The sequence below is a fragment of the Streptomyces sp. NPDC054770 genome, from assembly GCF_053611985.1.
Window position 1 is genome coordinate 177,165 of record NZ_JBSHBL010000002.1, and the last position, 20,005, is coordinate 197,169.

Below are 20,005 nucleotides of genomic sequence, written 5' to 3' on the forward strand. Positions count from 1 at the left end.
CATGCGTCTCACCTGGGCACTTGAGCCCCAGAAGGGTTCATCCGTGCAGGCGCGCGCACCGCTTGTCGGCGACTCCTTCACAAGGCGCACGACTTCGGCCCCGTCGCACGGCTTGCCCCCCGGGCGGCGAATCCGGCACTCCGGGCCAAGGGCACGCCAGGGGGCGTGCGGTTGTGCAGATCCGTCGGTCCCCGTGACTTGCTTGGGTATTGGATGTGCAGATTCCCTGAAGCAAGGATTCCGGCCCGTGATCGCAACGGACCGTCAATGACCGATTGCTGACCGTGTCGGCGAGGTCAGCCCAGAAGCGCGTAGATCGTGCTCGCCCGTGCCGCGAGCGCGCCCGAGCTCCGGTCGCGCATGGTGATGTCGGCGAACGCCATCCGGCGGCCCAGTTTGGTCAGGACCGCCTCGATCAGGACATCCGCACCGGTGACCGCGCGCTGGAACGAGGTCGACTGCTGCACCGTCGTCATCGGCACGAAGCCGCCCCGGGCCGCCGAGACCGCGATCACCGTCGCCGTGTCGGCCGCCGCCATCAACGCCTGCCCCGACAGTCCGCCGCCCTCCCGGGACAGCCGCTCCGACCAGGGCAGACGCAGCGTCGCCCGGTCCTCGCCCACCGCCTCGACGGCCAGCCCCAGATCGAGCACCCAGGGGGCGAAGTTGGCGGAGAGGATCTTGTCGGCTTCGGCGGTGGTCATCGTCATATGGGGGATTGTTCCCGGGCCGCCCGCCCGGCACGCGGACCTGTTCCACCACGGGCGCGCCATGGCCGATTCATTACAGGGTCAAGGAAGTTGGCAAACGGAATTGAACGCACCGTGTGACCCGCCCGTACCTATGGCCATCCAGGCGCCGCTCACGAACGACTGCCCCGCAACGGCAGACACTCCGTCCCTTGGAGGTCGAGAAGTTTGAGTCACAAGCGAATTCCGAAGCGCAAGGCCGCTATCGCGGTGGGCGGTGTCGCCGCGCTCGGAGCTGCGGCGTTTCTGCTGCCGATGGCCAACGCGTCTCAGGACAACGCCTCCGGCGCCACTGCATCCGCTCCCAAGACCCTGAAGGCAACGGGCGCCTCGAACCTCGCCGCGCAGCTCCAGCAGCTCCTCGGCCAGGCCTTCGCCGGGTCCTACTACGACAGCGCCAAGCAGCAGCTCGTCGTCAACGTCGTCAACGGCGACAACAACGTGATCGCCCAGGCGGAGCAGGCCGGCGCGGTCGTGCGCCAGGTGCAGAACAGCACCTCCGCACTGGAGGCCGTCGCCAAGACGCTGAAGACCAAGGCGACCATCCCGGGCACCGCCTGGGCCGTCGACCCGAAGACCAACAAGGTCGTGGTCAGCGCGGACAGCACCGTCACCGGCACCAAGTGGGACACGCTGGAGTCGACGGTGCAGGGCCTCGGCTCGAACATGGCGACCCTCAAGAAGTCGTCGGGCACCTTCAAGACCCTCGTCTCCGGCGGCGACGCGATCTTCTCCCAGGTGCAGGACGGCACCGTCCGCTGCTCCCTCGGCTTCAACGTGACCGCCTCGGACGGCAGCCCCGCCTTCCTGACGGCCGGTCACTGCGGTGTCGCGGCCAAGGACTGGTCCGACTCCGAGACCGGTCAGCCCATCGCCACCGTGGACCAGGCCCAGTTCCCCGGCAACGGCGACTTCTCGCTCGTCAAGTACAACGACGCCACCACCCAGACGACCAGTGACGTCAACATAGGCAACGGCCAGACCGTCGCCATCAACCAGGCCGTCGACGCCACCGTCGGCGAGACCGTGTTCCGGATGGGCTCCACCACCGGGCTGCACGACGGTCAGGTCACCGGCCTCGACGCCACCGTCAACTTCCAGAGCGAGACCGACCCCAACGGCGTCGACACCGTCACCGGTCTCATCCAGACCAACGTCTGCGCCGAGGCCGGCGACAGCGGCGGCTCCCTGTTCACCCAGGACGGCGGCGCGGTCGGCATGACCTCCGGCGGCAGCGGCGACTGCACCTCCGGCGGCGAGACCTTCTTCCAGCCGGTGACCGCCGCCCTCCAGGCGACCGGTGCGACCCTCGGCGGCGACGCGGGCGCCGGTGACGCCGGTGCCTCGGCCGACCCGTCCGCCACCGCCGGTGACGAGAACGGCGCCGGCGACCAGGCCGGCGGCGACCAGATCGGCGGCACCGCCGACCCGTCCGCGACGGCAGCCGACCCGTCCGCGACGGCCGGCGACCAGAGCGGCACCGGGGACGCCACCGGGACCGGTGACGACACCGGCACGGGCGACGTCAGCGGCGACCAGTCCGGCACCGGCGCGGACGGCACCTCGACGTCCAACTGACCCACCGCGCGGCCTACCAGCGGTTCCGGCCGACGGTGGACGGTCCGGCCCTCCGGCGGGAGGGCCGGACCGGATCGCTTTCCGGTCCGGGTCAGTCGTCGGTCTCCGCGCGCAGCAACAGCACCGCGACATCGTCGACCCGCTCCTGCGCCGCCGCACTGTGCCGCACGAGCGTGTCGGCGAGCTTGTCCAAGGGCTGGTCGCCGCTCTCCGAGAGCAGTTCCCCCAGGTCCACCAGGGCATCCTCGATGTCCACACCGGGGGATTCGACCAGCCCGTCGGTATAGAGGGCGAGCACCGAGCCCGGCGCGAGCGACACCTCGGTCGTCGGGTACGTCGCCTCCGCGTCGATGCCCAGCAGCGGGCCCCCGGCCAGGTCCAGCACCCGTACCCGTCCGTCCGGACGGCGCAGCAGGGGCGGCGGATGCCCCGCCCGGGCCATCACCGCGCGGCCCCGCTCCGGATCCAGCCGCAGGTACAGACAGCTCGCGAACAGTTCGGCGCCGAAGTCGATCAGCAGCCGGTTGGTGCTGCGCATCACCTCCTCCGGCGCCTGCCCGACCGTCGTGAAGGCCCTTACGCCGGTACGGATCTGGCCCATCAGCCCGGCCGCCGTCACGTTGTGCCCCTGCACGTCCCCGATCACGGCCGCCGCCAGCGGCCGGGTGGGCACCAGGTCGTAGAAGTCGCCGCCGATCTCCATGCCGTGCATGGCCGGCAGATAGCGGGCGGCCGCCTCGATGCCGGGCGGCGGAGTCAGCGAGTGCGGCAGCAGGGCCGCCTGGAGACCGTGCGCCAGCTGGTTCTTCGCGTCGTAGAGCAGGGCCCGCTCCAGCGCCTGCGCGATCAGCCCGCCGAGACTGGTGAGCACGGCCCGTTCGTCGGCGGGGAAGGCGTGCGGCTCGGCGTAGGCGAGGACACAGGTGCCCACCGGCCGGCCCGACGCGATCAGCGGCAGGTACGCCCAGGCCGCGAACCCGTCCGGGGGCTCGTCCCGGTCCGGGTACAGCCGCTCCAGCTGCTGCTTCGACTCGAAGAACGCCGGGACACCGGTGTTGAGGACATGGGTGCCGGGCGTCCGCTCGGCCAGCGGAAGACCGTCGAAGCGCGCCACGGTCCGCGGGTCCTCGTAGCCGCGGTGCCCCAGCACGTGCAGCCGGCCGCCCCGTGACCCGAGGACCACCAGGGCCTGGCTGCCGACGGCCGGGGCGACCTCGTCCGCCACCAGCTGCACCACGTCCTGCACCCCGACGGCCTCCGTCAGCGCCCCCGTCAGGCTGAGCACCTGCGAGATGGTGACCAGCCGGTGCGAGGGCGCCGCGTCCGCGCGCGGCATCGCACCCACCATCTCGGCCACCGCCCGGGCCCGGCTGATCCGGGTGGTCAGCCCGGTCGTGCTCGGATACATCCGGAACGACAGCCAGTCGCCCGGCGGCTTCAGCGCGACGAACGACGTCACATGCTGGCTGATCAGCGCCGCCCGGTAACGGTCCTCGTACATCGGGTCGTTCAGCCACGGCACCGAGACCCACGGCTGGGTGCCGAGCAGGTCGTCGACGTGCACGCCGAGCAGCTCGGCCGCCGCCGCGTTGGCGAAGACGACCCGCCCGTGCAGATCGAGCGAGACGAGCCCGTACGGCAGCCGCCCCACCATCCGCGCCGCCTCCACCGTGCCCAGCGTGCCCGCCACCCCCGACGGCGCCGCCGCCAGCAGATCCGGCTCGGCACGCAGCGCACGGCTCTCCCCGGCGACCCGCTCCAGCCGTACCGCCAGCCGGTCGCACGCCGCTGTCAGCGACTCCCGCTCCCGGTCGGACAGCACCGTCGGATGGGCGCCGGGCCAGGTCACGTACACCGCCCCGTACACGGTGTCCGCCGTCGCCACCGGCAGCGCGGCCAGCGCGAACGGGTACGGCAGCACCACCGCGATCCGCGGGTACTGGCGCGCCATGTCCTCCTCGCCGCCCACCCACACCAGCCGCCGGTCGCGCACCGCCTCCGCGACCGGGACCGGAGAGCTCAGCCCGACCCGTTCCCAGGGCGCCGCGAAGGCCCGGGGCAGCCCCGCCGTCACCGCCATCTGCAGGACCGGCTCGTCGGCCGCCAGCAGATAGACCGCGCCGGAGTGCGCCTGGACCTCCTCCATCATCGAGGCCAGCGCCAGCGACAACAGCGGCGTGGCGGGTGGGGTGCCGTCGGCCGCCGCGGCCTCGACGCCCTCTTCCGTCCCTGCCGGAGGTGCCCCCATCCCGTCGGACACGCCCGACCACCTCCTCGTCCGGCCGCGCGTCGCGTCCTCGGGATCAAGGCTCCCTCGTGGCGGCGACCGGCGCACGGCGAGAGCGGCGGGCCCCCGCACCGGACCGCCCTCGCGTACCCCGCTCGCCCCGGCGCATTCCTCCGCGCCCCGTCAGGGGCGCGGGGCTGTTGTCAATCTGCGGCTCCGCCGCATGGGCGCGACCAGCCCCCACCGGCCCGCAGTCAGGTACGGCGGAGAGCCCACGGGCCAGGACATGTCCGGTGGCGTTTCGAGCGCATCGGACCCCCGCCCTCCACGGAACGGTCACAGGGGCTGCGCAGACGCCTCATAAGCGCTGTAATGGCGGCGTGGTCAGTGAGGGCGCTGCGGTACGCGGAACGAGAACGGATCGCGCCGAAATCGCCCTCGAAACGCTCACTGGCGATCCCGGCGCACCCGATCGGCTCCGTCGCGTGCTCGAACAGGCACTGGTGTTCGCCGGCGCGGCCTTCGCCGGGGTGTACACGCCCGGCGACGACGGCACCGTGCTGCGGCTGGCCGAGTCGGCGGGCCTGCCCCGCACCCTGTACGGGCTGCGCGACGCCTACCCCTCTCTGGGACAGTCCCCGGCGGCCGAGGCCTATAGCACCGGGCGGCCCGTCTGGCTCGGCCCCGACGAGCTGGCCGACTGCCCGGAGGCCCGGCGGACCCCGTCCCAGGAGTTCTGGCTGGCCGTGCTGCCGGTACCCGGCGGCACCGGCCTCCTCGTCGCCGTCAGCGCACGGGACGACGGGTTCGGCCCCGAGGACCGGGCCTGCCTGGACCTGGTCGCCGAGGCGATCGCCCTGCCCGCCCCGCTCCCCGCGGCCACCGAAACCGGCGAACTGCCCGCCGACGCCTTCAGCCTCGCCATGGACACCGGCCGGATCGCCGTCGGCGACGGCATCCTCGACCTCTTCCGGATGGGCCGGGACGAGTTCGACGGCAAGGTCGAGACGCTGCTGGGCCGCACCGTGCCCGAGGACCTGCCCGCCCTGATGTCCGTCGTCGAGGCCGACCACATGTCCATCGGCGACCGCGAGCTGGAGTTCCGGATCCTCCAGCCCTCCGGCCCGCCCAAGTGGCTGCGGCTGCGCGGCCGGCTGGTGCCCGGCGGCGAGGGGCGCCCGGCCCGGCTGGCCGGTACCGTCGCCGACGCCTCCACGTTCCGCTCCGACGTCACCGACGTGGCCCGCGTCCAGCAGCTCGCCGCCGCCCTGGCCACCGCCCGCTCGGTCAAGGACGTCGGCCAGGCCGTCGTCACCGCCCTGCGCGGACCGCTCAAGGCGGACCGGATCGCCCTTGCCGAACTGGAGAACGACCGCCTGGTCGTCACCGTCCTCGACCCGCCCGACGCCGAGTCCTGGCCCGAGCTGTGGCGCAGCGAGTGGCGCACCGAGTGGCCCGACGCACCCGTGCGCGCCATGCCCACCCTCGCCGCCGCGCTGCGTGAGGGCCGGGCCCAGATCTGGCCCGCGGCCGCCGCCCTTGAACCCGCGCTCGCCGAGGTCGGCCCCGGCGGCCTGGCCATCCTTCCGCTGCCCGCCGGCGGCCGGATGGCCGGCGCCTGCCTGATCGGCTGGGACAGCCCGCACGACTTCGGCCCCGACGAACGCGCCCTGCTCACCGCCTCCGCCGGTCTCGCCGGCGAGGCCCTGATGCGCGCCCACGCCTTCGACGCCGAACACGAACTCGTCGGGATGCTGCAGCGCGCCCTGCTGCCGCGCCGGCTGCCCCGGCTGCCCGGTGCCGAGGCCGTCGCCCGCTACCTGCCCACCACCGAGGGCGGCCTGGAGGTCGGCGGCGACTGGTACGACGTGATCCCGCTGACCGACAACCACGTGGCCCTCGTCATCGGCGACGTCCAGGGCCACAACGCGAGCGCCGCCGCCCTCATGGGCCAGATGCGCACCGCCCTGCGCGCCTACGCCGCCGAGGGACACACCCCCGACGTGGTCGTCTCGCACGCCAACCGCCTCCTCCTGGACATGGAGAGCGACCTCTTCGCCACCTGCTGCTACGTCGACGTCGACATGGAGGGCGGCACCGCCTGGTGCGTGCGGGCCGGACACCTGCCGCCCGTGCTGCGTCACCCGGACGGCACCACGCTGATCGCCGAGACCGAGGGCGGCCCCCCGCTCGGCGTGCTCGGCCAGACCGAGTTCCCGATGACCCAGCTCAGCCTGTACCCCGGCACCCTGCTCGCGCTCACCACCGACGGCCTGGTCGAGGCCCCCGACACCGACATCGACGACGGCATGGAGCGCTTCGCCCGCGACCTGGCCGGCTCCGACCCCGCCCACCTCGGCCTGGTCGCCGACGCCCTGCTCGGCAACGCCCACCGCGCCGACGACGTCGCCCTGCTGCTGATGCGCTACGACGGCATGGCCGTCCGCCCGCTGCGCGAGAGCTGGACGGTGTGGCGGGTCCCGGAGGCCGCCCGGCACGCCCGTCGCTTCAGCAAACGCACCCTGCGCTCCTGGGGGGTGGCCGACGAGGCGATGGACGCCGCCCTGCTGGTGGTCTCCGAGCTCGTCACCAACGCCCTCATCCACACCGACGGACCCGTACGGCTCGACCTGACGCTGGTCGACCACCGGCTGCGGATCGCCGTCGCCGACGCCTCGCCGCGCAGCCCGGTGAAACCCACCAACATCGGTTGGGAGGCCACCGGCGGACGCGGCATCCTCCTGGTCGAGGCCATGTCGGCCGCCTGGGGGACCGTGCCGGCCAGCGGCGGCAAGCAGGTGTGGGCGGATCTCGTCCTGGAGGGCTGAACCCCGTCGGCCCCCGCTCCCGCGCTCTCGAGAGGCGGCGCGGGCCGACCGTCCTTAATGTCCTTGACGTGGCACACACCTTCGAAGAACTCGTGGCGAAGCACCGCGCGGCCGACGCGGCCCACGAAAAAGTCCTGGAACTGCGGGACACCTACGGGCCACCGGCCCGGCAGCAGTCGGGCGGCGCCCAGTCGGAGACCTACGAGACCGCGCTGCGCGCCTGGCGCGACCTGGCCCGCGACGAACTGACCGCGATGAACGAGTACGCCCGCGAAGAGGGCCGGTCCAGGGCCGAGGTGGAGGCGGAGGTGGAACGCGCGGCGGCCTGGCCGGAGGACTCCTGAACCACGGTCGGACGGGCGCCGAAAGCACCGGACGAAGCGGCCGGGAAGTCACTGCCCGACACCTTGTAATCACGTGAGATCCACACCAAAGACTTACTTTCGTAACCAGTCAGGAAAACGGAAGAACGTCTCAATCGGATGTTCACCTATAGGGTGTTGCGAATGAAGGCTTTGGTGCTATCCGGCGGTGCCGGAACGCGGTTGCGGCCGATCACCCACACATCGGCGAAACAGCTCGTCCCGGTGGCGAACAAACCCGTGCTGTTCTACGGACTCGAATCCCTCGCCGCGGCGGGCGTCACCGAGGTCGGGATGATCGTCGGCGACACCGCAGCCGAGATCGAGGAGGCGGTCGGCGACGGGTCGAAGTTCGGCCTGGACGTCACCTACATCCCCCAGGACCGGCCGCTGGGCCTGGCCCACGCGGTGCTGATCGCCCGCGAGTTCCTGGGCGACGACGACTTCGTCATGTACCTCGGCGACAACTTCATCGTCGGCGGCATCAGCGGACTGGTCGACGAGTTCCGCGAGACCCGCCCCGACGCCCAGATCCTCCTCACCCACGTGCCCGACCCGCGTTCCTTCGGCGTCGCCGAGCTCGACTCCGACGGCCAGGTGATCGGCCTGGAGGAGAAGCCGAAGGAGCCCAAGAGCGACCTCGCCCTGGTCGGCGTCTACCTCTTCACGCCCGCCATCCACGAGGCCGTACGCGCCATCAAGCCGTCCTGGCGCGGCGAGCTGGAGATCACCCACGCCATCCAGTACCTCATCGACCGACGCGCCGACGTGCGCTCCACGGTGATCAAGGGCTACTGGAAGGACACCGGCAACGTCGTCGACATGCTGGAGGTCAACCGGACCGTCCTGGAGAGCCAGGAGCCGCGCCTGGACGGCGAGGTCGACGAGGCCAGCGAGATCGTCGGCCGCGTGGTCGTCGAGGCCGGCGCGCGGGTCACGGGCTCCCGGATCGTCGGCCCGGTCGTGATCGGCGCCGGCACCGTCGTCAGCGACTCGTACGTGGGCCCCTTCACGTCGGTCGCCGAGAACTGCCGGATCACCGAGAGTGAGCTGGAGTTCTCCATAGTGCTGCGGGACTCCTCCATCGACGGGGTGGGCAGGATCGAGTCCTCGCTGATCGGCCGGCACGTCGAGGTCACCCCGGCACCCGGCACCCCCAGCGCCCACCGCCTCATACTCGGTGATCACAGCAAGGTGCAGATCCATTCATGAATCTCCTCGTCACCGGCGCCGCCGGCTTCATCGGTTCCACCTACGTCCGCGGTCTCCTCGCCGACCACACGCCCGACGCGCCGCACATCACCGTGCTGGACAAGCTCACCTACGCGGGCACGCTGACGAACCTGCCGGAGTCGCATCCCCGGCTGACCTTCGTGCAGGGTGACATCTGCGACGCCGACCTGGTCGACGAGCTGATGGCCGACGCCGACCAGGTCGTGCACTTCGCCGCCGAGTCGCACGTCGACCGCTCCATCGACGGGGCCGGCGCGTTCGTCCGCACCAACGTGGTCGGCACCCAGACCCTGCTCGACGCGGCCCTGCGGCACGGCGTCGGCCCGTTCGTGCACGTCTCCACCGACGAGGTCTACGGCTCCATCGAGACCGGCTCCTGGCCCGAGACCCACCCGCTCCGGCCGAACTCGCCGTACTCCGCCTCCAAGGCCTCCTCCGACCTGCTCGCACTGGCCTTCCACCGCACCCACGGCCTGGACGTCCGCGTCACCCGCTGCTCCAACAACTACGGGCCGCACCAGTTCCCCGAGAAGGTCATCCCGCTCTTCGTGAGCAACCTCCTCGACGGCAGGAACGTGCCCCTGTACGGCGACGGCGGCAACGTCCGCGACTGGCTGCACGTCGAGGACCACTGCCAGGGCATCGACCTGGTCCGTACCGGCGGCCGGCCCGGCGAGGTCTACAACATCGGCGGCGGCACCGAGCTCAGCAACAGGGAGCTCACCGGCCTGCTCCTGGAGGCCTGCGGCGCCGACTGGGACCGCGTGGACCGCGTCGCCGACCGCAAGGGCCACGACCAGCGCTACTCCGTCGACTGGAGCAAGATCCACGACGAGCTGGGCTACACCCCCAAGCACGACTTCACCTCCGGCCTCGCCGACACCGTCGCCTGGTACCGCGACAACCGGGACTGGTGGGAGCCGCTCAAGGAGCGGGCCGCCCTGGAGTCCCGCAAGGAGCAGGTGAAGCGCTGATGAAGTGGCTCGTCGCCGGAGCGGGCGGCATGCTCGGCCACGACGTGACCGGGGAACTCGCCCGCCGGGGTGAGGAGGTCGTGGCCCTGGGCCGCGCCGACCTGGACCTCACCAGCGCCGACTCGGTGGCGTCCGCGCTCGCCGGGCACCGGCCCGACCTGGTGGTCAACTGCGCCGCGTACACGGCCGTCGACGACGCCGAGACCGACGAGGAGCGGGCCCTGCTGATCAACGGCGCGGGCCCGCGCCTGCTGGCCCGCGCCGCCGCCCGGCAGGGCGCCCGCCTCGTCCACGTCTCGACGGACTACGTCTTCGACGGCGAGGCCCGCACCAGCCCGTACCCCGAGGACCACCCGACGGCCCCGCGGACCGCCTACGGGCGCACCAAGCTCGCGGGCGAGCGGGCCGTCCTGGAGGAGCTCCCGGGCACGAGCGCGGTGGTCCGCACGGCCTGGCTGTACGGCACACACGGTAAGAATTTCGTGCGCACGATGATCGAGCTCGAGTCCCGCCGGGACACCCTCGACGTCGTCGACGACCAGCGCGGCCAGCCCACCTGGAGCGCCGACCTGGCCGCCCGGATCGCCGATCTCGGCCCCCGCCTGGGCCGGGACGAGCGCGCGCACGGCGTCTTCCACGGCACCAACTCCGGTACGGCCACCTGGTGCGAGCTGGCCCGGGAGGTGTTCCGCCTGCTCGGCGCCGACCCCGCGCGGGTACGCCCCACGACCAGCGAGGCGTTCGTCCGCCCGGCACCGCGGCCCGCGTACAGCGCCCTCGGGCACGACCGGTGGGCCGAGGTCGGTCTGGCACCGCTGCGGGACTGGCGTGCGGCCCTCGCGGAAGGGCTGCCGCTGCTCCGCAAGGAGACGTCCGCATAAGGCACATCGCACCGTCGCGGCGGCCCTTTTTCACGGGTCGCCGCGTTCGCCCCTTGTGGATTGCCCCGCATCACTACGATGATGCTTTGAATGCCTTGTGGGCCGGGTAGGGAAAGGATTTGTCCCGCGATGTCGATGCGAGCGACCGTGAAGTCCGTGCTGGGTGAGAAGAATGTACGGAAACTGCGACGACTGAAGCGGCGCCTGTCCGCCCCGCCCGTCCCGCCGGCGAAGCCCACGGGGCTCGACGCGATCTCCGGTGATCTCAACAAACTCGCCCAGCACTTCAAGACCGACAAGTGGGGAATCCACCGGTACACGAAGCACTACCAGCGCCACCTCGGACACCTGAAGAACGACTCCTTCAACCTGCTGGAAATCGGCATCGGCGGCTACAACAGGCCAGGTCAGGGCGGTGCCTCCCTGCGGATGTGGAAGCAGTTCTTCCCGAACGCGCAGATTTTCGGAATGGACATCCAGGACAAGTCATTTGTCGACGAGGACCGCATCACGACGTTCATCGGTGACCAGTCCGACCCGTCGTCCCTGAACTCCATCGCCGACAAGATCGGTGAGCTGGACGTCATCATCGACGACGGCAGCCACCGCAGTCCGCATGTGCTCACGACCTTCGCCACGCTCTTCCCGCGGCTCAAGGACGGTGGCATCTACATCGTCGAGGACACGCAGTCGTCGTACTGGCCCGAATGGCAGGGCAGTGAGGACCTCGACGCCGCGCACACCAGTATGGGGATGCTCAAGCGGCTGACCGACGGCCTGAATTACGAAGAATTTGTGACCGAGAACTACCAGCCGACGTACACCGACCTCAATATCGTCGGCGTGCACTTCTACCACAACCTGGTGATCATCGAAAAAGGCCGGAATGCCGAGGGCAGCAACAAGCGGAGCGCGCTGAAGCAGCGCTACGCGAAGTCCTGAACAACACACCGCGCAGCTGCTCGTAGTAGGCCACGCAGTCCGCGTACGACGGCAGCAGTCCGGACGCCGCCGCCTCGGCCAGCGACGGCGCCTCGGCGTCCTTCTCCGACAGCACCGGCTCCAGGCCCTCGGGCCACTCGATGCCCAGCGCGGGGTCGAGCGGGTGGACGCCGTGCTCGCGGCCCGGCGCGTACCCGGCCGAGCACAGGTAGACCACGGTCGCGTCGTCGGTCAGCGCCATGAACGCGTGACCGAGGCCCTCCGCGAGGAACACGGCGTGCCGGTTCTCGTCGTCCAGCCGGACCGCCTCCCAGTGCCCGAACGTGGGGGAGCCGACCCGGACGTCCACGATCACGTCCAGCACGGCCCCGCGCACGCACTTGACGTACTTGGACTGGCTCGGCGGCAGGTCGGCGAAGTGGATGCCGCGCAGCACGCCCCGCCGCGAGACCGAGCAGTTGGCCTGCGCGAGGTCGAGGTCGTAGCCGAGGGCCTCGCGGAACTCCCCGGCCCTGAACCACTCGTGGAAGCTGCCCCGGTCGTCGGGGATGAGCTTGGGTTCATGGACCCAGAGGCCTTCGATGCTCAGCGGTCGCACAGTTCCTACTTGCCTTTCTGTCGTGCGGGCCCCGTCCCCCTGCCCAGGGCCGCGCCCAGTGCCCGGCGCACCGGCGCCGGAAGCCTGCGGGCCAGCTGCTGGACCGTGCCCGGCTTCGGTTCGAAAAATGTCCCGGGCGCGGCGAACGGGGGTTTGTTCGGGGCCCTCCTGACCACCTTCAGGCCCTTGGCGGAGCCGCGGACCACGAGCGGCGGCGCGAAGAAGCGCGGCTCGGTGGCGTCCGCGATCAGGCACAGGGCGAGCCGCCAGGCGCCCGTCTGCAGCGAGCGCACCGGCAGCGGGGCGTCCAGCACCGCTCCGCCGTCCTCGATGGGCGTCAGCGTGGCGGGTACCTCAAGCACCTCGGTGGCGCGATCCGGGCCGGTCAGCCGCACCGATGCCTTGACGTCACCGGCGACGTGGAACGGCAGCACCGCGCGCAGCCGGTCACCGGTGACCGCGAAGTCCGCGGGCTTGAGCGCGCCGAAGCCGAGCCGCTTGCCCGCGAGGTCGACGTCCAGGGCGAGGGTGTTCTTGACCGTCCAGTACGGCAGTACCCGGCGGCCCCCGACGACACCCGGGACCGGCATCGCGGGGAGGGGCTCCGTGGACACCGGGGACAGGCGGCACTCCCGGGTCCAGCCGCCGATGGTCAGCCGGACGAACCCGTCCCACAGTCCGGCCGGCAGCGGGACGCCGCCGGCGGCGGTGGCCGGGTCCACGGTGGCGGTGGCCTTCACGACCAGGCGGACGCGGCCGGGCTCGCCCTCGACGGGGACGGTCTCGCGGGTGATCTCGATGGGCTGGAAGAACTGTGCGGAGGTCTCGCGCTCGCGCATCATCAGGTCGGCCTTGGCCTTGCCGAAGCGGGCGGTGACGCCGTGCTCCAGCCATGCGATGGCGTCGGCGGCGGTCGCCGGCGGGCCGTCGAGCGGGACCGCGGTGGCGTCGGCCGGGTAGGTCCTGGGTGCGCCGTCGGCGCTGTACTCGGCGCTGAGACGGATCTTCAGGGCGCCGCCGTCCCAGGCGATGTTCTCCAGCGTCGCCTGGGGGGTGAAGGACGCCTCCCACTCGGCGACGGCCAGCACGTCCTCGTAGCGGCCGGCGCCGGCCAGCTCGGTGACCACCCGGTGGGCCGGTTCGAGCAGCGCGAACACGGATGGGCCCATGCGCTCGGCGATCACCTTGTGGATCTCGTCGAAGAGCTCCCTGCGGTAGTCGTCCGGCAGCTTCAGGAACCGCTGGCCGCGCAGCCGCTCGCCCATCTCGTTGCGCAGCCAGCGGCGGAACATCCGGTCGCGCCTGGGGCCGGGCTCGGTGTAGCGCTCGACGACGTCGAGGGCCTCACGGAGGTTCGCGAAGTAGCCGACCGGGTCGAAGCGCTGGAAGCCGGCGTTGGAGGCGTCGTCCCGCTTGAGGTGGTAGTAGCAGACGTAGTCGCCGAGCACGGAGATGTTCGACGCGCGCAGGTACGCCTCGGCGACGAAGACGTGGTCCTCCAGCCGCCTGCGGCCCTCGGGGAAGCGCAGCCCGGTACGGTCCAGGAAGGACCGGCGCAGCATCTTGTGCGGCGTCAGGCTGTCCATCAGCGGGGCGTTCTCGACGGTGGCCCGCGGGCGGTTGCGGCGGAACAGCTCAACCGGCACCGGGCGGCCCTTGCCGGCCATCTTGCCGATGACCAGGTCGGCCTCGTTCTCGACGCCGTAGTCGTACATCCGCTCCAGGGCCTCGTCGCCCAGGAAGTCGTCGTTGTCGACGAACATCACGAACTCGCCCTGGGACGCGGCGATGCCGACGTTGCGGGGTTTGCCGGACCAGCCGGAGGGTTCCTGGTGGATGACGTGGATGTGCGGGTGCTCGGCCGCGAGGGCGTCCAGGCGGGCCGGGGTCTCGTCGGTCGAGCCGTCGTCGACGAAGATCACTTCGTACTCGTCGCGCGGCAGTGACTGCCGCAGCATGGAGGCGATGCAGTCCTCGATATAGGGCCCCGGGTTGTACACAGGGACGACAACGCTGACTTTGACCGGCATCCGGCTTCCTGGCCCCCTGGGTTAGCCGCCCATGTACCTGGACGGCACGTAGATGTGGGCAAATGCTAACCCGGCCCTGTCCTGGGGCAGTGTCCGCCCCCAGGTCAAGACCGGGTCGTGAAGCGTCATCAACGTGCCAAAAGACCTGCTCAGCGGCGGTCTCGGCCGTGGTCCGGGCCGTGGCCGCGGCGCCGCGCGTTCAGGTTGCGGTCAGGTTGCGGTCCGGGTCGTGTCCCGTCCGTGGTCCCGTCCGTGGTCCCGTCCGTGGTCCTGTCCGTGGTCTCAGCCGTGGGTCTTGGCGAGCAGCTCCAGGATCTCCGCCGTGCTGCCGGACTCGCCGAGCCGCGGGAAGATCCGCTCGACGCTGCCCCGGTGCGCCTCGGCGTCGGCGTCGGCCATGGCGTCCGTGGCGAGCGTCACGTGGTAGCCGTGCGCGTAGGCGTCGCGGGCCGTGGACTCCACGCCGATGCTGGTGGCGATGCCGGTCAGCACGATCTGGGTGACGCCCCGGCGGCGCAGCTGGACGTCAAGGTCGGTGCCGTGGAAGGCGCTCCAGTTGTGCTTGGTGACGTGGATGTCGCCGTCGTGGCCGGCGAGCTCGTCGACGACGACGTCCCAGCCCTCCGGGAAGGCGAGGCCGCGGGCCTGGCGCTCGGTGCGGCCCGGGACGGCGTCGGCGAAGTCCGCCGCGAAGGAGACCCGGACCAGGACGACGGGCAGCTCCTGGGCGCGGAAGGCGTCGGCGAGCTCCACCGTGCGGGCCACCACCTCGGGGCCGGTGTGCGGCTGGGTGGGCATGCCCACGATGCCCTGCTGGAGGTCGATGACGACGAGGGCGGTGCGCGGGTCGAGGGTGCTCAGAGACATGGGGTGGATCAGGCCTTTCGGGGGGCTTGACGGGGTTGGGGGGTGAGCCGGGCCAGGGAGCGGTCCGGCAGGGTGATCGCCAGCAGCAGTGCCGAGCCGGCGAGCATGAACAGGGCCAGGCCGTGCAGCCCGCCCGTGTCGGCGCGGTGCGGGTAGAAGGCCGCGGTGGCGGCCGAGGCCCCCAGCGCGCCGAGGTACATGAAGGTGCGCAGCAGTCCGGCGGCGGAACCGATCCGCTCCGGGTCGGCCTGCCGGTACAGCGCGGTCTGCGCGGCGAGCCCGAGCAGGCCCTGCGGGACGCCGAGCAGCGCGCCGACCGCGAGCAGCAGCCAGACCGGGCTGCCGGCGCCGACCAGCAGCAGGGCCGCGCAGCCCGCGATCTGCAGCACGGAGCCGATCACCAGCTTGGAGCGGACGGCCTCCCGGCGTCCGGTGACCGTGGCGGTGACGAGCGCGGCGACCGACAGCGGCAGCAGCGCGAGCCCGGCGGTGGAGGCGCCGAGTCCGCGGCCCTGCTCCAGCCACTGCGTGTAGCCGTACAGGAAGGCGTACGAGGTGGTGTACGCCAGCAGCTGGCGTACATAGGTGACGATCAGCGGGACGTTGCCGCCGAGGACGCGCAGGTCGACGAACGGGTCGGGCACCCGCAGCTCCCGGGCCGCGAAGGCGGCGGCCGCGACCGCGGTCAGCACCGGCAGGTACCAGCGGTCCGGGCGCGGGCTCATCAGGAACAGCATCAGCGAGACCAGCAGGACGGCGAACAGGGTCATGCCGGCCAGGTCCATGCCCTGCTGCCGCCGCCCGGAGGCCGCGGTCCTCGGCAGCCACTTCACGCCGAGGACCAGACAGGCCGCGGAGAGCGGCACGTTGACGGTGAACACCAGGTGCCAGCCGCCGGCGCCGATCAGCACCCCGCCCAGCGTCGGACCGATCACGGACACGGTCTGGGCGGACACCGCGAGCGCGGTCAGCACCCCGGCCGGGCTGTCCTGCCCGGTGCGCTCGGCCTCGCTGCGGGTCAGCCGCATCGCCGCCGGATACGCCGCCGAGGTACCGAACCCGAGCAGCACCCGCGCCGCGATCAGCACGCCCAGCGAGGGCGCCAGCGCACCCATCAGCCCGGCGACGCCCACCAGGCCGGTACCGACGAGGTAGAGCCGGCGCGGCCCGTACATGTCCACGAGCCGGCCGATCACCGGCTGCCCCACGGCGGTCGCCAGATACAGCGCCGTCACCAGCCACACGGTCTCGGCGGGCGGCGCCCCGAAGGCGATGCCGATCGGCACCAGGGCCACCGCGATCATCGAGGAGTTGATCGGGTTCAGTACGGAGCCCAGGACCATCGGCGCGATCAGCCGCCGGTCGAATCCGGCGGGGGCCGGGCGGGTGTCCTTGCGGGGGCCTGCGGTGAGCCTCGGTATCACGGGCGCGACAGCCGTTCCAGCAGCTCGATCGCGGTGAGCAGGGCCCGGCGCTCCTCCTCGGTGTACCGGTCCTGGAAGGCGCGGGCCAGCCACTCGTCGCGCGCCTGCCGGTTGCCCTCGACGCGGGCCTGGCCGGCCTCGGTCAGGGTGACCAGCTGGCGGCGGCCGTCGCTCGGGTCGGGGCTGCGGCGGATCAGCCCCTGCTGGTCGAGCGCGGCCAGGGTGGCCGCCATCGACTGCGGGCGGACCCCCTCGGCGGAGGCCAGCGCGCTGGCCGTGGCCGCGCCGTGCTTCGACACCAGGGTGAGGGCCGACTCCTGCGACGGGGTGAGGTCCGCGTCCTGGGCGACCTCGCGGATACGGCGGCGCATCCTGCTGAACATCACGCGCAGGTCGCGCGCTGCGCGGGTCGCGGAATCGGAGATCTCTGCCATGCGCCCACCGTAGAACCGTCAGCCGAAACTGTCCAGTCGAGACTGTTAAGTCCGGACTGTAGATCTAGACGGGGGCCCTTGGCCTACGCTGGCCCGGTGCGCCTGCTCCTGACCTCCGACACGCACCTCCCGCTGCGCGCCAAGCGCCTCCCGGACCAGCTGCTCGCCGAACTCCCGCGCGCGGACGTCGTCCTGCACGCCGGTGACTGGGTGGACGAGGCCACCCTCGACCTGCTGGAGAGCCGCAGCCGCCGTCTCATCGGGGTGTACGGCAACAACGACGGACCCGGCCTGCGCGCCCGGCTCCCCGAGGTGGCCTGCGCGGACCTGGGCGGCCTGCGCTTCGGGGTGATCCACGAGACCGGCCCCGCCCAGGGCCGGGAGGCCCGCTGCGCCGCCCGCTTCCCGGACCTGGACGTCCTGGTCTTCGGGCACAGCCACATCCCCTGGGACAGCACGGCCCCGGGCGGCCTGCGCCTGCTCAACCCCGGCTCCCCGACCGACCGGCGCCGCCAGCCCCACTGCACGTACCTCACGGCGACCGTCGCCGACGGGGCCCTGACCGAGGTGACCCTGCACCGGCTGCCGCCGCGCTGAGGTGGCCCGTCAGGGCGCGATCCCGACCCCGTCGATCCTGCTCCACCGCCTCTCCTGCGCCGCGGTCATGGCGGGCCAGTGCAGCCCGCCCGGCCGCGGGCGGACCCGGGAGGCGTAGGAGGCGGGGCGGAAGTCCGGGTCGTAGAAGCAGCCCGTGGCGTAGGTCCGGTCGAACGCGGCGCACGAGTCCGCGATCGTCCGGGGCGTCGGCTTCCGGCCCGTGCGCACCCAACCGTCCAGGGCCGTGATCGAATCGGCGTACTCCGCGTCGCTCAGCGCACTGTGCTCGGACTCGTGGGTGAACGTCTGCACGAGGTACCGGTCCCGGTGCGCGCCGCGCAGGGTGGCCCGGTAGGCCGCCTCGTGCTCCACGAACGCCGTCGGATCGTCGATCGCGTGCATCGTGAGCACCGGGATCGACACCTTGCCGGTGAGATCACTGTCGTAGGACAGGTCGCGTACCGCCGTCGGATCGGCGCTGAACCGCTCGACCCCGGAGTTGAGCGCCTCGTCGTCGTGCGACCCCGAGTACCGGACGCCCGCGTTCGAGAACGGATCACGGCCGCCGAGCCGGTCGTGCACGATGTCCCGGAACGTGAAGACCGCGAACCGCAGATGCGACTCCAGGGTCCGCTCGGGGACACCGGTGACCGCGAGGATGTCGTCGAGGTTGCGCTGCTGGAGGGCGGTGCGCTCCTGCGGGGCCGAGGCGTAGCCCGTGCACTCCTGGAGCCGGGCGCGCAGTCCGGCCGTCGTCAGCGTCGAGTCCGCGCGCAGCCCCTGCCACAGCGGGTACTGGGGTTCGGTCGGCCGGGGCATGTTGCGGCAGTAGTACTGGTAGACGACGCGGAGGTCGACGCGGTAGTCGTACCCCCGGGACCCGCCGCCGAGGACCCCGCTGGTGAGCAGCGCCCCGTCGTACGGCCCGCCCCGGCGGCCGTACACCTCGACGACCTTGGCGGCGACGTCCCCGCCCCAGGACTGGCCGTGCACGTACGTCCGTTGCGGCTTGCCGAAGTTCGCGACGAACAGCCGGTGCACGTTCTCGGTGTCCTCGGCGGCCATGCGGGTGCCGTAACCGCCCCTGCGGTACGACGAACCCGCCCAGGCGTAGCCCTCCTTCACCATCACCGACCAGCGGGCCAGGTCGTCCACGCTGCGTGCCGGGTCCGAGCCGGTGCCGAGGTCGGGGCCGCCGTGGGCGTGCACGACCAGGGAGCCGTTCCAGTGCTCGGGGACGGCGATGGCGTAGTAGGCGCCGTGCGCGTCCTGGCCGGTGTAGCAGGTGGCGCTGCCGGTGAGTTCCGTTGGGCAGGTGACGGCGGCCGGCGGCGGGGTCTGTGCCTCCGCCTGTGCGGGAGGGGCGCCGGTGAAGGCGGCGGCGAGGGCCGCCGCCAGCGAGGCGAGCAGTCCGGTACGCCGGCTACGGCTCGTCCGGCGGACCCGTGCGGGGGTTCTCGACCTGTCCAAGGCGCGGCTCCCTGTCCTCGTCGGCGCTCCTTCGCGCCGTCCGCGGCGATGCTAGGGAGCGGGCCGGGACCGGAACCATGGCTCGGGCGTTGTGTTCATAGTGTTCGACGGACGGAACACGTCACCGGCATCGGGTGCGGTGCCCGGCGCGGTGCCGCCGGCACCTTCGCAGCCGTGCCGCCGCCACCGTGAGCACGGCGAGTACGGCGGCCACCGCCGCGGCCCGCTTGGCCACCGGAACCCCTGCCGTGCGCAGCAGGTCGAGCGGCTGTGCCGGTACGGCGTCCCCGAAGTCCTCGCCCAGCGGCTCCGGTTCACCGCCGGCGGCGGGCGGCCGCTCGGCCAGCCGGGCCGCGAGACAGTCCGCGAACTGCCCCACCAGCCGGTCACCGACCTCCGACAGCACCCCGCGCCCGAACTGCGCGGGACGGCCGGTCACCGTGAGGTCGGTGCGGACCGACACCGCCGTACCGCCGTCGCCTTCGGCGAGTGTCGCGGTGACCGTCGCCCGGGCCGTGCCCTGTCCGCGGGTCTCCCGGCCGCTCGCCACCAGCACCATCCGGTGCCCCGTATGGTCCTGTTCCTCGAAGACCGCGGTGCCCCGGTAGGTCACCGTGACCGGTCCGACCCTGACCTTCACCGAGCCGGTCACCGTCCGGCCGTCGTAGTCCTCGACCAGCGCGCCCGGCAGGCACGGCGCGACCCGTTCGATGTCGAGGAGCGCGCGCCAGGCGTCGTCGACCGGGACGGGGACGCCGAACTCGTGGTGCAGTTCCATGACTCACTCCTCCTGACGGTCAACGGTCGGCGA

General features: G+C 72.1%; 17 protein-coding genes. 8 read left to right on the top strand and 9 right to left on the bottom strand.

Features of this window, described 5'->3' with window-relative positions; all coding sequences use genetic code 11:
- Window positions 1-296: 296 nt before the first annotated feature.
- Window positions 297-710: a PaaI family thioesterase gene (locus tag ACWGKQ_RS03370; RefSeq protein WP_453290163.1), complete on the bottom strand. Its 414-nt coding sequence runs from the start codon at window positions 708-710 to the stop codon at window positions 297-299.
- Between the two features lie 207 nt (window positions 711-917).
- On the opposite strand from ACWGKQ_RS03370, the gene ACWGKQ_RS03375 reads away from it, so the two are divergent.
- Window positions 918-2,327 carry a S1 family peptidase gene (locus ACWGKQ_RS03375; RefSeq protein ID WP_453290164.1) on the top strand — a complete coding sequence of 470 codons (1,410 nt, stop codon included), beginning with the start codon at window positions 918-920 and terminating at the stop codon, window positions 2,325-2,327.
- A gap of 91 nt (window positions 2,328-2,418) precedes the next feature.
- Here the strand turns inward: ACWGKQ_RS03375 and ACWGKQ_RS03380 are convergent, their stop codons facing one another.
- A complete protein-coding gene (locus tag ACWGKQ_RS03380; RefSeq protein ID WP_453290274.1) occupies window positions 2,419-4,575 on the bottom strand; it encodes a SpoIIE family protein phosphatase in 2,157 nt (718 codons plus the stop codon).
- Between the two features lie 359 nt (window positions 4,576-4,934).
- On the opposite strand from ACWGKQ_RS03380, the gene ACWGKQ_RS03385 reads away from it, so the two are divergent.
- The 6 genes from ACWGKQ_RS03385 (at window position 4,935) to ACWGKQ_RS03410 (ending at window position 11,774) form a co-directional block, all read left to right on the top strand.
- The gene (locus ACWGKQ_RS03385; RefSeq protein WP_453290165.1) at window positions 4,935-7,382 is read left to right on the top strand and encodes a SpoIIE family protein phosphatase; all 2,448 of its coding nucleotides are present in this window, start codon (window positions 4,935-4,937) and stop codon (window positions 7,380-7,382) included.
- 68 nt (window positions 7,383-7,450) lie between these two features.
- Window positions 7,451-7,726: a hypothetical protein gene (locus ACWGKQ_RS03390; RefSeq protein ID WP_453290166.1), complete on the top strand. Its 276-nt coding sequence runs from the start codon at window positions 7,451-7,453 to the stop codon at window positions 7,724-7,726.
- A 162-nt stretch (window positions 7,727-7,888) separates the two neighbouring features.
- Window positions 7,889-8,956, top strand: a complete 1,068-nt coding sequence (locus tag ACWGKQ_RS03395; RefSeq protein WP_453290167.1) for a glucose-1-phosphate thymidylyltransferase — start codon at window positions 7,889-7,891, stop codon at window positions 8,954-8,956.
- Entirely contained in the window at window positions 8,953-9,951 is a 999-nt protein-coding gene (gene rfbB, locus ACWGKQ_RS03400; protein ID WP_453290168.1) for a dTDP-glucose 4,6-dehydratase, read from the top strand. The genes ACWGKQ_RS03395 and rfbB overlap by 4 nt, the downstream gene beginning before the upstream one ends.
- The gene (rfbD, locus tag ACWGKQ_RS03405) at window positions 9,951-10,832 is read left to right on the top strand and encodes a dTDP-4-dehydrorhamnose reductase (protein ID WP_453290169.1); all 882 of its coding nucleotides are present in this window, start codon (window positions 9,951-9,953) and stop codon (window positions 10,830-10,832) included. The genes rfbB and rfbD overlap by 1 nt, the downstream gene beginning before the upstream one ends.
- Before the next feature lie 129 nt (window positions 10,833-10,961).
- The gene (locus ACWGKQ_RS03410; protein WP_453290170.1) at window positions 10,962-11,774 is read left to right on the top strand and encodes a hypothetical protein; all 813 of its coding nucleotides are present in this window, start codon (window positions 10,962-10,964) and stop codon (window positions 11,772-11,774) included.
- Here the strand turns inward: ACWGKQ_RS03410 and rfbC are convergent.
- The 5 genes from rfbC to ACWGKQ_RS03435 all read right to left on the bottom strand — a co-directional run bounded on the left by rfbC (window position 11,701) and on the right by ACWGKQ_RS03435 (window position 17,127).
- Window positions 11,701-12,372 carry a dTDP-4-dehydrorhamnose 3,5-epimerase gene (gene rfbC, locus ACWGKQ_RS03415; RefSeq protein ID WP_453290171.1) on the bottom strand — a complete coding sequence of 224 codons (672 nt, stop codon included), beginning with the start codon at window positions 12,370-12,372 and terminating at the stop codon, window positions 11,701-11,703. The two genes, ACWGKQ_RS03410 and rfbC, sit on opposite strands and share 74 nt — an antisense overlap.
- A 5-nt stretch (window positions 12,373-12,377) precedes the next feature.
- Window positions 12,378-14,402, bottom strand: coding sequence for a glycosyltransferase family 2 protein (locus tag ACWGKQ_RS03420; protein WP_453290172.1), 2,025 nt, complete (start codon window positions 14,400-14,402; stop codon window positions 12,378-12,380).
- A 282-nt stretch (window positions 14,403-14,684) separates the two neighbouring features.
- A complete protein-coding gene (locus ACWGKQ_RS03425) occupies window positions 14,685-15,269 on the bottom strand; it encodes a hydrolase (RefSeq protein ID WP_453290173.1) in 585 nt (194 codons plus the stop codon).
- An 8-nt stretch (window positions 15,270-15,277) separates the two neighbouring features.
- Window positions 15,278-16,693, bottom strand: coding sequence for an MFS transporter (locus ACWGKQ_RS03430; RefSeq protein WP_453290174.1), 1,416 nt, complete (start codon window positions 16,691-16,693; stop codon window positions 15,278-15,280).
- Window positions 16,690-17,127: a MarR family winged helix-turn-helix transcriptional regulator gene (locus ACWGKQ_RS03435; RefSeq protein ID WP_453290175.1), complete on the bottom strand. Its 438-nt coding sequence runs from the start codon at window positions 17,125-17,127 to the stop codon at window positions 16,690-16,692. Before ACWGKQ_RS03435 ends, ACWGKQ_RS03430 begins: the two co-directional genes overlap by 4 nt.
- Before the next feature lie 96 nt (window positions 17,128-17,223).
- Between ACWGKQ_RS03435 and ACWGKQ_RS03440 the strand changes: the two genes are divergently transcribed.
- Window positions 17,224-17,724, top strand: coding sequence for a metallophosphoesterase family protein (locus ACWGKQ_RS03440; protein ID WP_453290176.1), 501 nt, complete (start codon window positions 17,224-17,226; stop codon window positions 17,722-17,724).
- A gap of 9 nt (window positions 17,725-17,733) precedes the next feature.
- Here the strand turns inward: ACWGKQ_RS03440 and ACWGKQ_RS03445 are convergent, their stop codons facing one another.
- Together ACWGKQ_RS03445 and ACWGKQ_RS03450 are read right to left on the bottom strand one after the other, a co-directional pair.
- Entirely contained in the window at window positions 17,734-19,194 is a 1,461-nt protein-coding gene (locus tag ACWGKQ_RS03445; protein WP_453290177.1) for a hypothetical protein, read from the bottom strand.
- Between the two features lie 121 nt (window positions 19,195-19,315).
- Window positions 19,316-19,972 carry an SRPBCC family protein gene (locus tag ACWGKQ_RS03450; protein ID WP_453290178.1) on the bottom strand — a complete coding sequence of 219 codons (657 nt, stop codon included), beginning with the start codon at window positions 19,970-19,972 and terminating at the stop codon, window positions 19,316-19,318.
- Between the last annotated feature and the right edge of the window lie 33 nt (window positions 19,973-20,005).

Coding starts and splice junctions, on each gene's coding strand:
- ACWGKQ_RS03380 (WP_453290274.1), bottom strand. CDS start 4,575: ATGGGGGCACCTCCGGCAGGGACGGAAGAGGGCGTCGAGGCCGCGGCG.
- rfbB (WP_453290168.1), top strand. CDS start 8,953: ATGAATCTCCTCGTCACCGGCGCCGCCGGCTTCATCGGTTCCACCTAC.
- ACWGKQ_RS03395 (WP_453290167.1), top strand. CDS start 7,889: ATGAAGGCTTTGGTGCTATCCGGCGGTGCCGGAACGCGGTTGCGGCCG.
- ACWGKQ_RS03425 (WP_453290173.1), bottom strand. CDS start 15,269: ATGTCTCTGAGCACCCTCGACCCGCGCACCGCCCTCGTCGTCATCGAC.
- ACWGKQ_RS03410 (WP_453290170.1), top strand. CDS start 10,962: ATGTCGATGCGAGCGACCGTGAAGTCCGTGCTGGGTGAGAAGAATGTA.
- ACWGKQ_RS03370 (WP_453290163.1), bottom strand. CDS start 710: ATGACGATGACCACCGCCGAAGCCGACAAGATCCTCTCCGCCAACTTC.
- ACWGKQ_RS03450 (WP_453290178.1), bottom strand. CDS start 19,972: ATGGAACTGCACCACGAGTTCGGCGTCCCCGTCCCGGTCGACGACGCC.
- rfbD (WP_453290169.1), top strand. CDS start 9,951: ATGAAGTGGCTCGTCGCCGGAGCGGGCGGCATGCTCGGCCACGACGTG.
- ACWGKQ_RS03435 (WP_453290175.1), bottom strand. CDS start 17,127: ATGGCAGAGATCTCCGATTCCGCGACCCGCGCAGCGCGCGACCTGCGC.
- ACWGKQ_RS03420 (WP_453290172.1), bottom strand. CDS start 14,402: ATGCCGGTCAAAGTCAGCGTTGTCGTCCCTGTGTACAACCCGGGGCCC.